This window comes from Streptomyces sp. NBC_01288, assembly GCF_035982055.1.
Taxonomy (GTDB): domain Bacteria; phylum Actinomycetota; class Actinomycetes; order Streptomycetales; family Streptomycetaceae; genus Streptomyces.
This window is the reverse complement of record NZ_CP108427.1, coordinates 6,156,872-6,173,267: the sequence shown is the minus strand read 5'-3', so window position 1 is coordinate 6,173,267 and position 16,396 is coordinate 6,156,872. Positions and strand designations below refer to the sequence as shown.

Here is a 16,396-nt window from a genome sequence, read left to right as displayed (position 1 = left end):
TGACGGGGGCCGGCCGGCGGGGCATGGGGTCCGCCGGGGCGGCGGGCCGTTCCTCCCCGCGCTCGGGAGGGGATTCGCCCGGGGTGCGAGGCCGCCTTCACAGCGTCGGCGGCTCTCTCGGCTCGCGGGACCCGGGGTACTCGTCTCCGTCAGCACGTTGGGGACGAGCGTAGGACCGGGTCGGGGTACGGGGAAACAAATTTCCCGACCGACCCGACCGGCGGGCGGGGGCGGGCTAGGCGGGGGCGCCCAGTTCCGCCCAGACCGTCTTGCCGGTGACTCCCGGAGCGCGGACGACGCCCCAGTCCAGGCAGAGCCGCTGCACGATGAACATGCCGTGGCCGCCGGGGCGGCCCGCGCGGTGCGGGGTTCTGGGGGCGGGCTGGCCCGTGCCGCGGTCGGAGACCTCGACCCGGATCACCTTGTTCTCGCAGGTGATCCACATCTCGTCCGGGCCTTCGGCGTGCAGACAGGCGTTGGTGACCAGCTCGGAGACGACGAGGAGCACGTCCTCGGCGGCGGCGCGCCGGTCGGCGCCCTCGGCGGGCAGCCAGCCCCAGGCGTACAGGGCCTGGCGGGCGAAGTCGCGGGCCAGCGGTACGACCCCGCTCTCGCCCGCGAAACTGAGCCTGCGGGTGTTCCGGCCCACGGCCGGTTCGGCGTCGTCCCCGACGGACGGCACGGCAGCGCCTCCGGCGGGCGCCTCCGCGGCGCCACCGGACTCCGGGCGGTCGCCCGGCGGGTAGGGCCGGGTGGTGCTCATCAGCGCTTCACCTCACCGATTCACCGGTTCACGATTCAAGAGTCGGTACGTGTTCAAGAGTCAGTACGTGGATCAGGAGCGATTTGGTCGCTCGGGGGCTCGACGGGTTCAGATGTTCTCCTGCCCGAGCGAACCGGCAAAACACCCCTTACTCGGCACGGAAGACGAGGCACGGGGAATCCGCCGGTCGCACGGGGGAGAACGGGACTCAGCCGGACTCGTCGGCGAGGGCGGCCCCGAGGGTGTCGTGGACGGTGAAGACCGCTTCCGCCCCTGTGATCTCGAACACGCGCGCCACCGCGGGCTTCATCGCCGCGAGGTGCACCCCGCCACCTGCGGCTTCCGCCTTCAGGCGCGCGCCGAGCAGCACGTTCAGGCCCGTGGAGTCGCAGAACTCCAGCCGTGAGCAGTCCACGACGAGCCGTGCGTACCCATGGGCTAGCAGGTCCTCCAGCGGCTCGCGCAACAGATCGGCGGTGTGGTGATCCAACTCACCCGCCGGTGTCACGACAGCGCTGAGGCCCTGTTTCCGCACCTCGACCAGAAGCCGGCCAGACTGTGCGCTGCCGACCGTCCCGCGGTCCATGCCGTCTCTCTCCCGAGGTCGTAGCTGTTGACCTCTCCCGAGGTCGTGGCTGTTGACGTTCGCCCTGGAACACTACGCCTTCCTCACACTCTCCGACACCCGAACAACCGCCCACAAGTGGACATATGGGTACACAACGCACTTGCGGCGGGCTCCGGAAAACGGGTAGGGCTAGTAGAGACAAGTATTTGGACATTCGATACGACGGACAAGTCCGGCCACCGACCGGCTCTCGTCCCGACTGTCGATACGACCGACCGACCGACACGACCGGCTTTGGAGGCGCCGCACTCCGCAGTGCACGCACCGGCTTCGGCAGCCATATGCCGAGAACGATGGAGGACGCCATGTCACCCCGGCTCGACGCATCGCCTACCCCGACAGCGACGTCGACACCCCCACCGGCACAACTGGATCCCAATCCCATCGAGGGGCTCCCCGAGATCCCCCCGTACGACGAGATCGGCGCCGTCGACGCACGGGCGCTCTCCAAGACCCTCTTCGAGCGGCTGGAGTCGCTCGAAGAAGGCACGCACGAATACTCGTACGTCCGCAACACGCTCGTCGAACTCAACCTCGCGCTGGTCAAGTTCGCCGCCTCCCGGTTCCGCTCGCGCAGCGAGCCGATGGAGGACATCATCCAGGTCGGCACCATCGGCCTGATCAAGGCGATCGACCGCTTCGAACTCAGTCGCGGCGTCGAGTTCCCCACCTTCGCGATGCCAACCATCATGGGTGAGATCAAGCGCTTCTTCCGCGACACCTCGTGGTCCGTGCGCGTCCCGCGCCGGCTCCAGGAACTCCGGCTCGACCTGGCCAAGGCCGGCGACGAACTGGCCCAGCAACTCGACCGCGCCCCCACCGTGGGCGAGTTGGCGGAGCGCCTGAAGATCTCCAAGGAGGAGGTCGTCGAGGGCATGGCGGCGTCAAATGCCTACACGGCCAGCTCACTTGACGCGCAGCCGGAGGAGGACGACTCCGAGGGCGCCCTCGCGGACCGTATCGGCTACGAGGACCACGGGCTCGAAGGCATCGAGTACGTCGAGTCGTTGAAGCCGCTGATCGCCGAACTCCCGTCCCGGGACCGGCAGATCCTCTCCCTGCGCTTCGTCGCCAACATGACGCAGTCGGAGATCGGCGACGAGCTGGGCATCTCGCAGATGCATGTGTCGCGGCTGTTGTCGCGGACGCTGGTGCGGCTGCGTAAGGGACTTACGGTCGAGGAGTAGGCCCGACTTGATTTTCCGGGAGCCGGTCTTCCTGGTCTTCCCCTGCCTGTGCTGAGCGCGGCGCGCGTGTGCGTGCGCCGCGCTCAGGCTGTTCCTGGTCCGTTTCGGATCATTCAGAGCGCCGGCCGGCCTTCGGTCAACTTGCCGCCCGGCTACGGTTGTTGCGCATGACGGCCACCGAGCCGGACATCGCGGACATCGACGAGGCTTTGATCCGGGATCTGCTGCGCGATCAGTACCCCGACCTGGCGGACCGCCCCCTGAAGCTCGGCGCGCTCGGCTGGGACAACCAGGTGTGGCGGCTCGGTGACGATCTCGCCGTCCGGTTGCCGTGGGCGACGGAGTCCGCGGACGCGCTGCTCCGCAAGGAACACGCCTGGCTGCCCGGTCTCGCCCCGCACCTTCCGCTGCCGATCCCGGTCCCGCAGCGCCTCGGTGAACCCTCCGAACGTTTTCCACGCCCGTGGCTCATCACCACGTGGGTACCGGGTGAGCCAGCCGACCGCGCCCCCGTGACACGCGGCGCGGAGGCGGCCGTAGCGCTGGCGGACTTCCTGACCGCGCTCCATCGCCCCGCGCCCGAGGACGCGCCCGAGGGTCGGGGCCGTGGGGGCCCGCTCGCCGACCACGCCGAAGGCTTCGCGAACGGGCTCGCGTCGGCCACCGAACTGGGGCTGATCCCCGACCCGGACGCCGTCCGCGCGGTCTGGGAGGACGCCGTGGCGGCACCCGAGTGTGCGGGCCCGGCGCTGTGGCTCCACGGTGACCTGCATCCGGCCAACGTCCTGACCACGAACGGCACGTTCGCCGGTGTGATCGACTTCGGCGACCTCTTCGCGGGCGACCCGGCCTACGACCTCGCCGCCACGTGGATCCTGCTGCCGGACGGCGCGGCGGACGTCTTCCACGAGGCCTACCGTTTCCACGCGGCCTACCGTCCCGCTGCCGACGCCGCGACCCTGCGCCGCGCACGGGGCTGTGCGGTGCTGCGGGCCCTCGGCGGCCTCCATATCGGCCATGCCGGTGACCACGGGCGGCCCGGGGGCAAGTCGACGTGGGGGCCGCCGGCCCGTGCCTCGCTACGACGGCTCACGGAAGGTGGGACGGGCGGTTTGACGGGAGGTTGAGAAGACGGGCTCGGCTTTCGGGGTGCGGTGGTAGGACGGGGCGGTGGAGCGAGCGTCCGCCGGGCGGGGGACGACCGGGTGATGCCCGGCGGATCAACCCTCTGCTTCAGGGCCCCTCGGTGAACAACTCCCGCGCGTCGGCGACCTCGTGGGAGCGGTCGAACCAGGTGCCGAGTTCGTCCAGGTCGGTGGAGGCGAGGATGCGGTCGCGGACGGGGTCGGGGACGTCGATCTGACGCCGCTGGAAGGTACGCAGAATGGCAGCCGCCCACCCCTCGGCGCGCCCCTCCTCTCGGCCTTCCTCCCTGCCCTCTTCCCGGCCTTCACCTCGTACCTGCTCCGCCAGCGGGTGTCGCCAGAAGTACTGGATCGCCGTCATCAGGTCCCTCCACATCTGCTGGGCCTGGCGGTCTGCCAGGCATGAGTCGACGAACTGCACGAAGACCGCGGCGCTGTCCGGGTCGATGGTCCGCAGGGCGGTGGCCAGGTTTTCCAGTATGGCGGCGGCCTGCGGACCTCGGCCATGTGTCATCGCCGAAAGCACCGCAAGGGGTACGTCCCGTTCGGCCTCGCGCTCGTCCACGATCACCGGCACGTTGTCCGGGCCGAGGACGAAGGGGCGCACCGTCAGCGAGGGGCACCCGCGCACCCCGAGATGGATGGGTTCCGCCGCCCAGCGGGCCGTAGCGCTGTTCTGGGTGATGACGATGAGCACGGGTTCGCAGCGGTACTTCTCGTGCAGGTAGCTGAGGTAGTACGGCCAGCTGCCGCGTTTCCTGTCGTCCGGCTTGCCCTGTGATTCGACGACCAGGAGGTAGGCCCCGTCGTCGGTCTCCGCCCGGAGCAGCGTGTCCACGCGTTTCTCGACCGGTTCGATCTCGGTGAGGTCCACGTTCATGGCGGCGAACTCACGTGGTTCCGGGAAGGGGATGCGTAACACGCTTTGCAGGGCGCGGGTCAGAAGCGCGGGGTCCTTCTGGAAGATCCGGTGCAGCGCCTCGTGCGACGAGCTGACCATCAACTCTCCTTTCTGTCCGATCTATTCGACGTGATCAACGATCTAGGCGGCGTCCAGGTCACACCACACGTACTTGCCGCGCTGCCCGTTCCTGGACAGCGGCTGCCACCCCCAGGAGTCGGCGCAGGCCCGCACCAGCGCCAGCCCTCTCCCTGCCTCGGCGTCCAACAGGTTCGCCAACTGCCCCGGCGGTTCAGGGGGTTCGGGGTCCGCGTCCCACGCCCCGACGCGCAGCACCCCCGCCGACCACCGCACACGGAGCATCACCGGCCCCTCTGTGTGCAGTACGGCGTTGGCCACCAGCTCCGTCGCGAGGAGTTCGGCGGTGTCCACGACCCGGATGAGGCCGTGTGCGGTGAGCACCAGGCGCAGGGTGCGGCGACAGACGGTGACGGCACGGCGATCGTGCGGGACGGAGAGGGAGTACTCCCAGGGCTCGGGCTCGGTTTCGGGCATGGGGCAGCTCCGGACGGGGTGAGGTGGGTGATGGGCGCGGGCGGTGGCATTGCCGCAGCCGTCATGGCAGGACGAAGCGGTGCGCTTCCGCAGCGTGTACGTCGCATCACTGAAGGTAGGGTAGTAATTCCAACCCAAGCAAGCGGTTCGCGTAATCTGACACCCGAACGAGGAGTCCCAGAGAGGCAGTTACCGGAATGACCATGCGGAACCAACCCACCGCACGCCAGGTGCGCCTAGGTGCCGAGTTGCGCAGGTTGCGGGAGGCAGCCGGATTGTCGGCCAAGGAGGTTGCAGGCCTGCTGAATTCGAGCTCGACGCACATGAGCCAGATCGAGGCAGGCAGTTCCGGCATCAGCGAGGAACGTCTGCGCAGGCTGGCAGCGCACTGCGCCTGCGCGGACGAGTCGCTGGTCGAAACCTTGGTGGCAATGGCGGCCGATCGGACCCGGGGTTGGTGGGAGGAGTACCGAGGTGTCCTGCCGCCGGTCTTCCTAGACGTAGCCGAGTTGGAACACCACGCGACCTTCTTGAGGGAGGTCGTGATCACCCATGTGCCGGGGCTGATGCAGACGCCGGACTACGCCCGCGCCGTCTTCGGGTACATGGTCCCGGAGCTGCCTCCGAGCGAACTTGCCCCACGTGTCGAGCACCGCATGCGGCGCAGAGCGGCTCTCGAAGGCGCCGACTCAGCCACGTACGAGACAGTCATCCACGAGTCGGCGCTGCGGATCCGCGTCGCCGACCGCAAGGTCGCCCGGACCCAACTCCTCGAAGTCCTCCGGAACATCGAGGAGGAGCAGGCAACGGTACGCGTCATCCCGTTCGACACGGACGGATTCGCCGGCGCGAGCAGCGCAATGATGTACATCGGCGGACCGATCGCTCACCTGGACACAGTTCTGCGGGACTCACCCCACGGCACGGCCTTCGTGGACACCGGATCCCAGCTGGAACGCTTCCGACAACTGTTCCATAAAGTGGAAAAGACAGCACTTGGCCCGGCCGCATCCCGGGACTTCGTCCACCGAATCGCAAAGGAACTGTGAGGCGTCAGCATGACTCAGGCCGCCCAGTGGCAGAAGTCCTCCTTCTCTGAAGGCGGGGACGGCAACACCTGCGTCGAACTCGCCGCCACCTCACCTGCCACTCTCCACCTCCGCGAGAGCGACACCCCCGACACCCAACTCACCACCACGCCCGCCTCGTTGACCCACCTCATACGCGGCATCAAGTCAGGTCGATGCATACTCGGCTGACCAGCGGCACCCTGACAGGAGGAACCGTGAGACCCCACATGCCCCAGCCCAGGAACTGGCAGAAGTCCACCTTCTCCGACGGCGGCGACGGCAACACCTGCATCGAACTCGCCGCGACCTCACCAACCACCCTCCACCTCCGCGAAAGCGAAACCCCCCACACCCAACTCACCACCACCCACACCCCGTTGACCCACCTGATACGCGAACTCAAGTCAGCCCGACCCCACACCTGAGCACGCCCCCGCCCGGGGGCTATCCCCCACCTCGATCCTGAGGCTCACCGGATCGCCTCCCACCGGACCCCGAACCTAGCGTTCGACCATGACTCCGGCCCTGCACAAGCCCCTCGCCCTGGCCCTCGGCATCGCCACCCTGCTAGCCGCCGCGACAGGCACCGCCGTAGCCGAACCCACCACCCCCTCCCCCACAGAACAGCTACGTCAGGACACCAAGGCGATCCACGCCCTCGGCGTCACCGGAGTACAGGCCCGCACGGTCGCGCCGAACGGCAGGGAGTCCGTCGCCAGCAGCGGTACCGCCGAACTGGGCACCGGCCGCCCGGTCCGCCCCGACGGCTACTTCCGTATGGCCAGCACGTCCAAGACGCTGGTCGCCACCGTGGTGCTGCAACTGGAGGCCGAGGGCAGGCTGTCGCTGGACGACACGGTCGACCGCTGGCTGCCGGGCGTAGTACGCGGCAACGGCAACGACGGCACCCGCATCACCATCCGCCAACTGCTCCAGCACACCAGCGGAATCCACGACGACCTCCCCGGATACACCACCCCGGAGGAGTACTACCAGCAGCGCTACGACATCTACCGCCCCGAGCAGTTGATCGCCCGCGCCATGACCCACGCGCCGGACTTCCAACCCGGCGAGGGCTGGAGCTACTCCAACACCGGTTACGTCCTGCTCGACACCATCATCCAGAAGGCCACCGGTCAGCCCGCCCACCAGGAGATCGATGACCGTATTCTCCGTCCGCTCGGCCTCAACCAGACCCGCTGGGGCGGTACTTCGTCCACCCTGCCCCGGCCCCACGCGAAGGCCTATCAACTCTTCGGGCCCGATTCCTTGGTGGACGTCACCGAGCAGATACCGGTGGACTACGAGAACCTCTCTTACATCACGACCACCCGCGACGAGAACACCCTCCTCCGCGCGCTGCTCGCCGGCCACCTGCTGCCGCCGCGGCAACTCGCCGAGATGAAGCGGACCGTCCCGGTGAGCCCGGAGGTCCAACTGTTGTGGCCCGGCGGCCGATACGGGCTCGGCCTCGCCGAACGCCCCCTGAGCTGCGGAGGAACCTACTGGAGCCACGAGGGCGGAGACGGCGGCTACATCACCCTCAACGGCGTGACCGGCAACGGCGGTCGAAGCGCCGTGGTCTCCATGTCCGAGGCCCGCGGCGACACCCTGGACCACATCCTCGCCCAGGAGAACGCCGCCAGCGCCCTGATCGACCACGCGTTGTGCGCAGGGAGCCCCAACACCCCGTAGTCAGAGCAGAGTTACCGGGTTGCTCAGCGCCACCATCCGCCCTCCCGGATGCCGTACCTCGACCCGGACGAACGCCGACTCCCGCGCGTCGGTACGCCATTCCACCGCACCCACTCCCGCGGCTGACAGCGAAGCAACGTGCACCTTCCCCGCCCCGGTGTGAAAATTGACCACCCCCGAAGGCACGCCGCGCACACCCACCCGAGCCACCACCGGCCCGCCGCAACTCTCCAACTTCCCGCCGACACCGACCTGTTGAGCGCCCGCAGCAACCGTGAACGACAACTCCACGGCAGCCGACTCAGCGATCCAACTCCGCCCGGCACGAATCCCGGCGAGCACCGCATCCGTACTCAACTCCTCGGCCCGCACGACCGTATGCGGAACACCGATCTGGCCCGACAGATGCGCGTCACTGTTCCCCATCGCCGGCCGCCACCCGCCCTGCCGCCGGATGTCCGTGCCGAGACTCCGCCCCCACTCCGCCAACGCCGCCTCGTTGTCGGCCTGCCAGGGCAGATCCGAACTCCACGGCCCGTTCCAGACCTCGACCGCGTCGAACCCCTGGTACGGGTACAGGAACGTGCCCGAGTCGTACGGCGCGTGCGGATGAGCCGCCACACACAACCCACCACCGCGACGGACCTCGTCGAGATGCCGGCCGACCACCCCGTCCCGCACGCCGTACCGCCAGTCGACCACCTGCCCCGGCCGAACCCCCAGCGCGAGCCAGTGCCCGGTCCGGGTGGTGACCTCCTGTCCCAGGATCACCAGCAGATCGTCCCCGGCGTAACGGCCCCAAGTGCCGTGCGTGTCCGCGTTGTTGTGCTCGGTGGCGGCCACGAAATCCAACCCCGCGGCACGGGCCTCGGCAGCGAGCCGTTCCGGCGTCAGCTCACCACCGTGCGAGCACGTCGAGTGCACGTGACAGTCGCCTCGGTACCAGCCGCCCGCCCTACCGGCCACCCGCTCCCCACCCCTCCCCCGAGCCCCGACATCAGTCAGACAACCCGTGCCCCCTGCCGCCACACCCCACTCACCAACGGCACCCCCGGCCGATACGCCAGATGCACATGGCTCGGCGCATCCAGCAGCATCAGGTCCGCCCGCGCCCCCACCGCCACCCGCCCCACGTCGTCCCGTCGCAGCGCCGCCGCCCCGCCCGCAGTGGCCGCCCACACCGCCTCGTCCGGGGTCATCCCCATGTCCCGTACCGCGAGCGCGATGCAGAAGGGGACGGAGGACGTGAAGGACGAACCCGGGTTGCAGTCCGTCGACAACGCGACCGTGACGCCCGCCTCCAACAGGCGGCGCGCGTCCGGCCATTGCGCGCGGGTCGAGAACTCGGCGCCGGGGAGCAACGTGGCGACCGTCGCGCCGCTCGCCAGCGCGTCCACGTCCGCGTCCGTGAGGTGGGTGCAGTGGTCGGCGCTCGCCGCGTCCAGTTCTACGGCGAGTTGGACGCCGGGGCCGTAGGAGAGCTGGTTGGCGTGGATGCGCGGGTGCAGGCCCTTCGCCCGCCCCGCCGTGAGGATCGCGCGCGCCTGGTCTCCGTCGAACGCGCCCTTCTCGCAGAACACGTCGATCCAACGGGCGTGCGGGGCACAGGCGTCGAGCATCTCGCCGGTGACCAGGGACACGTACGCGGCGGGGTCGTCGGCGTAGTCCGGCGAGACGATGTGCGCGCCGAGGTACGTCACCTCGTCCGTGTGCGCTGCGGCGATGCGGAGTGCGCGGGACTCGTCGGCGACCGTCAGGCCGTAGCCGGACTTCGTCTCGAAAGTGGTGGTGCCCTGGTGGAGGGCCTCGGTCAGGTAACGGGTGAGGTTCGCCTCCAGTTCCGCGTCGCTCGCCGCGCGCGTCGCCGCGACCGTCGTACGGATGCCACCCGCGCTGTACGCCCGCCCGGACATGCGGGCGTTGAACTCCTGCGTGCGGTCGCCGGCGAAGACGAGGTGCGAGTGGGAGTCCACGAAGCCGGGCAGGACCGCCCGCCCACCGGCGTCGACCCGATTGTCAGTGGCGGGTGCTTTGCTTGTTTCACCGGTCCACGCGATGCGGTCGCCGTCGATGACGACGGCCGCGTCCTGGATCAGACCGAGGGGAGATCTGTCACCGAGGGAGGGGTCGTTGGTGACCAGCGTGGCGATGTTGGTGATGACGGTGGTGCTGGTGCTGGTGCTGCTCATCGTGTCCTCGTGGGTGCGGGGAGTCGTGGCCTCGTGGGTGCGTGGGGCGGCGATCGGCTCTACGCGCGCAGGGCTTCCACAGCTGCGGCGAGCGCCTGCGGTACGTCCGGTACCAGCGCGTGCGCCCCGTCGCGTACGACGTGCCGGCCGCCCACGACCGTGTGCCGTACGTCCGCTGCCGTCGCCGCGAATACGGCCGTCTCGGCGCCGAGCCTGGGCACCGGCCCCGCTGTTCTGACCGAGTCGAGCGCGATCGTCGTGAAGTCGGCGAGCGCGCCTGCCTCAAGCGTGCCCGCTTCCTCCCAGCCCAGCGCCGCGTGGCCGTCGGCCGAGGCCGCGCGGAGCAGTGCCGCCGCCGTCCAGTGACCTCTTGTGCGGGTGCGGAGGCGCTCGTTCAGCTCCATCGCCCGTGCCTCTTCGAGGAGGTCGATGACGGCGTGGCTGTCGGAGCCGAGGGAGAGAGGTGAGCCGGCTCGTTGGAGGGCGACCGCCGGGCCGATGCCGTCGGCCAGGTCGCGTTCCGTCGTCGGGCACATGCAGGTGCCGGTGCCCGAGCGCCCCAGCAGCGCGATGTCCTCATCCGTGAGGTGCGTGTTGTGGACGCCGGTGGTGCGGGGGCCCAACACCCCGTGGTCGGCGAGGAGTTGGGTCGGCGTGCAGTCGTGGGCCGTGCGGCAGGCGTCGTTCTCGGCGGTCTGCTCGGAGAGGTGGACGTGGAGCGGGGCCCGACGCTCCTCGGCCCACCTCGCCACCGTCGCCAACTCCCGTGCGGGCACGGCCCGTACGGAGTGGATGGCGGCACCGATCCTCGCGTGATCCCGTTCCTTGAGAAGTGAACAGCGTTCGGCCCAGGCGTCCGCGCTTCCGTCGGAGAAGCGGAGCTGGTGGCGGTTGGGGGGCTGTCCGAAGCCGGAGGAGAGGTAGGCGGTGTCGAGGAGGGTGATGCGGATACCGGCTTCGGAGGCGGCGGCGATGAGGGCCTCGCCCATGGCGTTGGGGTCGGCGTACGGGGTGCCGCCGTGGGCGTGGTGCACGTAGTGGAACTCGCCGACCGCCGTGATCCCGGCCAGCGCCATCTCGGCGTACACCGCGCGGGCGAGGGCGTGGTAGGTGTCCGGGGTCAGCTGGTCGGCGAAGGAGTACATGAACTCCCGCCAGGTCCAGAAGGTGCCGGAGCCGACCTGGACAGTGCCGCGCAGCGCGCGGTGGAAGGCGTGGCTGTGCGCGTTGGCGAGACCTGGGAGGGTGAGGCCTCGGAGGGGCTCGGCGCCGGGGGGTGGGGCTTCAACTCCGGTGCGGACGGCCGCGATCCGTCCGTCACTCACCTCCAGGGCGACGCCCGGCTCGACGTTGGTGTCGAGCCAGGCGTGTTCCAGCCAGTACGTCCGCGTGGTGGGGTGCGTCACCTGCAAGCCAGCCCTTCCAGTACGTCGGCGAGTGCGGTCACCCCGGCCACGCAGTCGTCCTCGGCCGCGAACTCGGCCGGGGAGTGCGAGACGCCCGTGGGGTTGCGCACGAACAGCATGGCGGTCGGGATGCTCCCGGAGAGGATTCCGGCGTCGTGTCCGGCACCGGTGCCGAGGACCGGGACGGTCAGGTGCGTGTCTTCGCCGGTCTTCCCCAGGACCCGGGCGAGTTCGTCGCGCAGGGCGTGGTCGAACTCGACGACCGGGGTGAAGGACTCCCGGACGATGTCCAGGTCGACGCCGTGGGCCTCCGCGTACTCACGGGCCTCCTTCTCGACGCCGGTGACCACGGTGTCCAGGGTCGCCTGGTCGGCGGCGCGGGAGTCGAGCCAGCCGCGCACCAGGGAGGGGATCGCGTTGACGCCGTTCGGTTCTACGGCGATCTTCCCGAACGTGGCGACGGCGCCCGCGAGTTGGGCCTCGCGGCGGGCGGCGAGCACGGTCTCGGCGTACGACAGCATGGGGTCCCGCCGGTCCACCAGCCGCGTCGTACCGGCGTGGTTGGCCTCGCCCCGGAAGTCGAACCGCCAACGCCCGTGCGGCCAGATGGCGCTGGCGATGCCGACCCGGTCGCCGGAGAGGTCGAGAGCGCGGCCCTGTTCGACGTGGAGTTCGACGAACGCGCCGATACGGGCGAGCCGTTCGGGGTCGGGGCCGATGGCGTCGGCGTCGTAACCGGCGGCCGCCATGGCCTGCGGCAGCGTGACCCCGTCCCCGCCGGTCAGCCGGTGCGCCTGCTCGACGGTGAGCTGCCCGGCGGTCAGGCGCGACCCGACGCAGGCGAGCCCGAAGCGGGCGCCCTCCTCGTCACCGAAGTTCACGATGGCGAGCGGCCTGGTGAACTCCGCTCCCCTGCCCCGCAGTTCGTCGAGCGCGGCGAAGGACGACACGACCCCGAGGGGCCCGTCGAAGGCCCCGCCGTCCGGCACCGAGTCGAGATGCGATCCGGTGACGACAGCGTCCCCGGCGACGGGATCCCCGAGCCAGGCCCACTGGTTGCCGTTGCGGTCGAGCTCGTAGGTCAGCCCGCGTGACGTGGCCTGCTCCTCGAACCAGGCCCGGCACTCGGCGTCGGCACCGGTCCAGGCGAACCGTCGATACCCACCGGAGTCGGCGTGCCGCCCGATGGGCCGCAGCTCGCGCCACATCTCGTGGAAGGAGGGCGGGGTGTGGGCCGGGCCTGCGGGCGACACGGACTGAGCCCAGCCGTCACTCGCCGCCGGGCGCGGCTGCCCCGCACCAGCAGCAGGCTGCGGCTGAGCGCCGCCTGTCGCGGGCTGCGTGGTACCGCCGCCCGCGACAGGCCGCAGGCTGCCGTCACCCGGCGCGGACTCCGGACCGCCGTCACTCGCCACAGGCCGTGCGAAGTCGTTCCGCATGGCGATGGGGGACCCCCCGCTCGAACGAAGTTGAGAGTGGGGGAGGGTGGGCGCGGTCGGACCCGCACCCGGCGACGAAGGACCCGCCCCCACCGAGGAGTTGCCGCCCCGCTCATCTCCCGGAAGGGTCACGCGTCGTCACCCTCGCGCATCGGCACCCGCACGCCCCGCTCGTCCGCGACCCGCTCCGCGATGTCGTACCCGGCGTCGACGTGCCGGATGACGCCCATGCCGGGGTCGTTGGTGAGGACGCGGCGGATCTTCTCACCGGCGAGGGCCGTGCCGTCGGCGACCGTCACCTGGCCGGCGTGGATGGAGCGGCCCATGCCCACGCCGCCGCCGTGGTGGATGGAGACCCAGGAGGCTCCGGAGGCGACGTTGACCATCGCGTTCAGCAGGGGCCAGTCGGCGATCGCGTCGGAGCCGTCGAGCATGGCCTCGGTCTCGCGGTACGGGGAGGCGACGGAGCCGCAGTCGAGGTGGTCGCGGCCGATGACCAGCGGGGCCGCCAACTCGCCGGAGGCCACCATGTCGTTGAAGCGCTCGCCGGCCTTGTCGCGCTCGCCGTAGCCGAGCCAGCAGATGCGGGCCGGGAGGCCCTGGAAGTGGACGCGTTCGCCGGCCAGCTTGATCCAGCGGTGGAGGGACTCGTTCTCCGGGAAGAGGTCGAGGATCGCCTTGTCGGTCTTGTGGATGTCGGAGGCCTCGCCGGACAGGGCGGCCCAGCGGAAGGGGCCCTTGCCCTCGGAGAAGAGGGGGCGGATGTAGGCGGGGACGAAGCCGGGGAAGGCGAACGCCCGCTCGTACCCGGCGAGTTGGGCCTCGCCGCGGATCGAGTTGCCGTAGTCGAAGACCTCGGCGCCTGCGTCCATGAAGCCGACCATCGCCTCGACGTGCTGCGCCATGGACTCACGGGCGCGGGTGGTGAAGCCCGCCGGGTCCTTGGCGGCCTCGTCGGCCATGTCCTCGAAGGCCATGCCCACCGGAAGGTAGGCGAGAGGGTCGTGGGCCGAGGTCTGGTCGGTCACGATGTCGATGGGGGCGCCCTCGGCGAGCATCTGCGGGAGCAGTTCCGCCGCGTTGCCGAGGAGGCCGATGGAGAGCGGGCGGCGGGCGTCACGGGCCTCGACGGCGAGCTCCAACGCATGGCGCAGGTTGTCGGCCTTGACGTCGAGGTAGCGGTGCTCGATGCGGCGTTCGATGGCGCGCGGGTCGACGTCGACGCAGATCGCGACGCCGTCGTTCATAGTGACCGCGAGGGGCTGGGCGCCGCCCATGCCGCCGAGGCCGGCGGTGAGGGTGATGGTTCCGGCGAGGGTGCCGTTGAACTTCTTCGCGGCGACGGCGGAGAAGGTCTCGTAGGTGCCCTGGAGGATGCCCTGGGTGCCGATGTAGATCCACGAACCGGCCGTCATCTGGCCGTACATGGTGAGGCCGAGGGCCTCCAGGCGGCGGAACTCCTCCCAGTTCGCCCAGTCGCCGACCAGGTTGGAGTTGGCGATGAGGACGCGCGGTGCCCACTCGTGGGTCTGCATCACGCCGACCGGGCGGCCGGACTGGACGAGCATCGTCTCGTCCTGCTTCAGGGTGCGCAGCGTGCGGACCATGGCGTCGAAGGAGCGCCAGTCGCGGGCGGCCTTGCCGGTGCCGCCGTAGACGACGAGCTTGTCGGGGTGTTCGGCGACCTCGGGGTCCAGGTTGTTCTGGAGCATCCGCAGGGCGGCTTCCTGCTGCCATCCCAGGGCGCTCAGTTCCGTACCGCGGGGTGCTCGTACGGGGCGGGGTCCTGACATGGTCTGCCTCCTAGCGGACTGCGTTCAGCGGATTTCCTACTACAGCTATTCACATCCTGACTTCGTGAATAGAACTAGTCAATACATCAGGGCGTCTCTGTGGGCAGGCTCTGAGTGTTTGGCCGGATGTACCGACCGTGGGCGACGACATGACGGGGGCTCCAGTGAACGACGGAAACCAGGGTCACACGGACGGCATCGATCCCGGCACGGATCACGGCACGGATCACGGCATGGAACCCGGCGCCGAACGCACCGCCCGCCGGGACGACGCCGTCCGGGCCGCCGTGGAGCAGGGGCTGCTGGGGCCCGGCGCCCCCATCGCCGCACTGCTGGACGTCACCGGTATCCGGGAGTCGGCGGCGGCACTGCGCGCGGCGTTCGACGCGGTGACGGCGCCCGGGACGCCCGTGCTGCACGCGTTCGCCGTGAAGGCGAGTCCGCTCGTGCCGGTGCTGCGGCTGCTGCACGAGGAGGGCATCGGCGCGGAGGTGGCGAGCCCGGGTGAGCTGGCCCTGGCGCGGGCGGCGGGGGTACGGCCGGAGCGGACGGTGCTGGACGCGCCCGCGAAGACGCCGGCGGAGCTGCGGGAGGCGCTGGCGCTGGGGATCGCGGTGAACGCCGACAATCCGCAGGAGTTGGAGCGGATCGACGCGCTGATGCGGTCGGCGACCAGTCGCTCACCGCTCGGGATCCGGGTCAATCCGCAGATCGGCGGCGGGTCGATCGCCGCGCTGTCCACGGCGACGGCGACCTCGAAGTTCGGGGTGGCGCTGCGGGACGAGGGGGCGCGGGAGTGGGTGGTGCGGGCGTTCGCCGAGCGGCCGTGGCTGACCCGGCTGCACGCGCACACCGGGTCGCAGGGCATCCCGCTGTCGCTGCTGGCGCGGGGCGTCGCGGAGACGTACCAGCTGGCCGAGGAGATCAACGCGCGGCTCGGGCGGCCGCAGATCGACACGCTCGACATCGGCGGCGGCCTGGGGGTGAACTTCGGTTCGGACGCGACGACCCCGACGTACGCGCAGTACGCGCGGCTGCTGCGGGAGGCGGTGCCGGGGCTGTTCGACGGGCGGTACGGGCTGGTGACCGAGTTCGGGCGGTCGATGCTGGCCAAGCAGGGGACGGTGGTGGCCCGGGTCGAGTACGCGAAGAGCGCCGGCGGGCGGCCGATCGCGATCACGCACGCGGGCGTGCAGGTGGCGACGCGGACGGTGTACGCGCCGCAGTCGTGGCCGCTGCGGATCGCCGCCTACGACGGGAAGGGGCGGCCCAAGTCGGGTCCCGAGGTGGTGCAGGACGTCGCCGGGCCCGCGTGCTTCGCGGGGGATCTGCTGGCCGAGGGGCAGGCGTTGCCCTTGCTGGAGCAGGGTGACTACGCGGCGGCGCTGGACACCGGGGCGTACTACTTCGCGGTGCACTACGCCTACAACTCCCTTGCCCGGCCGGGTATTTACGGCTTCGTGCGGGACGGTGCCGGGGGCGTGTCGTTCGCGACGGTGCGGAAGCCGCAGACGGTCGCGGAGATCGTGGCCGAATCCGGCGGGGCGCACGCCGCCGCGCTCACCACCCTGCGGGCGCCCGGGAGCCGTTGACGCACGCCCGTGCGAGCAGGGTTCAACTGACCC

At 70.3% G+C, this 16,396-nt stretch carries 16 protein-coding genes; 7 read left to right on the top strand and 9 right to left on the bottom strand.

The features are described from left to right. Positions 1 to 235: 235 nt before the first annotated feature. On the bottom strand, positions 236 to 763 hold the full coding sequence (locus OG194_RS27895) for an ATP-binding protein (RefSeq protein ID WP_327403536.1): 528 nt from the start codon (positions 761 to 763) through the stop codon (positions 236 to 238). Positions 764 to 971: 208 nt separating this feature from the next. Next, on the bottom strand, positions 972 to 1,349 hold the full coding sequence (locus OG194_RS27890; RefSeq protein WP_318016726.1) for an STAS domain-containing protein: 378 nt from the start codon (positions 1,347 to 1,349) through the stop codon (positions 972 to 974). 347 nt (positions 1,350 to 1,696) lie between these two features. Here OG194_RS27890 and OG194_RS27885 point away from each other — a divergent pair, with 347 nt between their 5' ends. Both OG194_RS27885 and OG194_RS27880 read left to right on the top strand, forming a co-directional pair. Then, entirely contained in the window at positions 1,697 to 2,578 is an 882-nt protein-coding gene (locus OG194_RS27885; protein WP_327403535.1) for an RNA polymerase sigma factor SigF, read from the top strand. Positions 2,579 to 2,745: 167 nt separating this feature from the next. Further along, the gene (locus OG194_RS27880; RefSeq protein ID WP_327403534.1) at positions 2,746 to 3,705 is read left to right on the top strand and encodes an aminoglycoside phosphotransferase family protein; all 960 of its coding nucleotides are present in this window, start codon (positions 2,746 to 2,748) and stop codon (positions 3,703 to 3,705) included. A 106-nt stretch (positions 3,706 to 3,811) separates the two neighbouring features. Here OG194_RS27880 and OG194_RS27875 read toward each other — a convergent pair whose 3' ends face one another. After that, positions 3,812 to 4,723 (bottom strand): hypothetical protein, encoded by a 912-nt coding sequence (locus OG194_RS27875; RefSeq protein ID WP_327403533.1) that lies wholly within the window; start codon positions 4,721 to 4,723, stop codon positions 3,812 to 3,814. 42 nt (positions 4,724 to 4,765) lie between these two features. Beyond that, positions 4,766 to 5,179: an ATP-binding protein gene (locus tag OG194_RS27870; RefSeq protein ID WP_327403532.1), complete on the bottom strand. Its 414-nt coding sequence runs from the start codon at positions 5,177 to 5,179 to the stop codon at positions 4,766 to 4,768. A gap of 197 nt (positions 5,180 to 5,376) precedes the next feature. Between OG194_RS27870 and OG194_RS27865 the strand changes: the two genes are divergently transcribed. The 4 genes from OG194_RS27865 to OG194_RS27850 all read left to right on the top strand — a co-directional run bounded on the left by OG194_RS27865 (position 5,377) and on the right by OG194_RS27850 (position 7,944). Further along, on the top strand, positions 5,377 to 6,228 hold the full coding sequence (locus OG194_RS27865; RefSeq protein WP_327403531.1) for a helix-turn-helix domain-containing protein: 852 nt from the start codon (positions 5,377 to 5,379) through the stop codon (positions 6,226 to 6,228). A gap of 9 nt (positions 6,229 to 6,237) precedes the next feature. Then, positions 6,238 to 6,438 (top strand): DUF397 domain-containing protein, encoded by a 201-nt coding sequence (locus OG194_RS27860; RefSeq protein ID WP_327403530.1) that lies wholly within the window; start codon positions 6,238 to 6,240, stop codon positions 6,436 to 6,438. A 38-nt stretch (positions 6,439 to 6,476) separates the two neighbouring features. Continuing rightward, the gene (locus OG194_RS27855) at positions 6,477 to 6,674 is read left to right on the top strand and encodes a DUF397 domain-containing protein (RefSeq protein WP_327403529.1); all 198 of its coding nucleotides are present in this window, start codon (positions 6,477 to 6,479) and stop codon (positions 6,672 to 6,674) included. An 88-nt stretch (positions 6,675 to 6,762) separates the two neighbouring features. Beyond that, positions 6,763 to 7,944, top strand: a complete 1,182-nt coding sequence (locus OG194_RS27850) for a serine hydrolase domain-containing protein (RefSeq protein ID WP_327403528.1) — start codon at positions 6,763 to 6,765, stop codon at positions 7,942 to 7,944. Here the strand turns inward: OG194_RS27850 and OG194_RS27845 are convergent, their stop codons facing one another. From OG194_RS27845 to hutU, 5 genes are all read right to left on the bottom strand, one after another. Continuing rightward, positions 7,945 to 8,910 carry a CehA/McbA family metallohydrolase gene (locus OG194_RS27845; RefSeq protein WP_327403527.1) on the bottom strand — a complete coding sequence of 322 codons (966 nt, stop codon included), beginning with the start codon at positions 8,908 to 8,910 and terminating at the stop codon, positions 7,945 to 7,947. 35 nt (positions 8,911 to 8,945) lie between these two features. Then, positions 8,946 to 10,133: an imidazolonepropionase gene (hutI, locus tag OG194_RS27840; RefSeq protein ID WP_327403526.1), complete on the bottom strand. Its 1,188-nt coding sequence runs from the start codon at positions 10,131 to 10,133 to the stop codon at positions 8,946 to 8,948. A 59-nt stretch (positions 10,134 to 10,192) separates the two neighbouring features. Next, positions 10,193 to 11,539: a formimidoylglutamate deiminase gene (locus tag OG194_RS27835; protein WP_327403525.1), complete on the bottom strand. Its 1,347-nt coding sequence runs from the start codon at positions 11,537 to 11,539 to the stop codon at positions 10,193 to 10,195. Further along, the gene (locus tag OG194_RS27830; RefSeq protein ID WP_327407229.1) at positions 11,536 to 12,747 is read right to left on the bottom strand and encodes an allantoate amidohydrolase; all 1,212 of its coding nucleotides are present in this window, start codon (positions 12,745 to 12,747) and stop codon (positions 11,536 to 11,538) included. Before OG194_RS27830 ends, OG194_RS27835 begins: the two co-directional genes overlap by 4 nt. Positions 12,748 to 13,106: 359 nt before the next feature. Then, a complete protein-coding gene (gene hutU, locus OG194_RS27825) occupies positions 13,107 to 14,771 on the bottom strand; it encodes a urocanate hydratase (RefSeq protein ID WP_327403524.1) in 1,665 nt (554 codons plus the stop codon). 233 nt (positions 14,772 to 15,004) lie between these two features. Between hutU and OG194_RS27820 the strand changes: the two genes are divergently transcribed. Beyond that, positions 15,005 to 16,363 carry a diaminopimelate decarboxylase gene (locus OG194_RS27820; protein ID WP_327407228.1) on the top strand — a complete coding sequence of 453 codons (1,359 nt, stop codon included), beginning with the start codon at positions 15,005 to 15,007 and terminating at the stop codon, positions 16,361 to 16,363. Positions 16,364 to 16,396 lie beyond the last annotated feature (33 nt).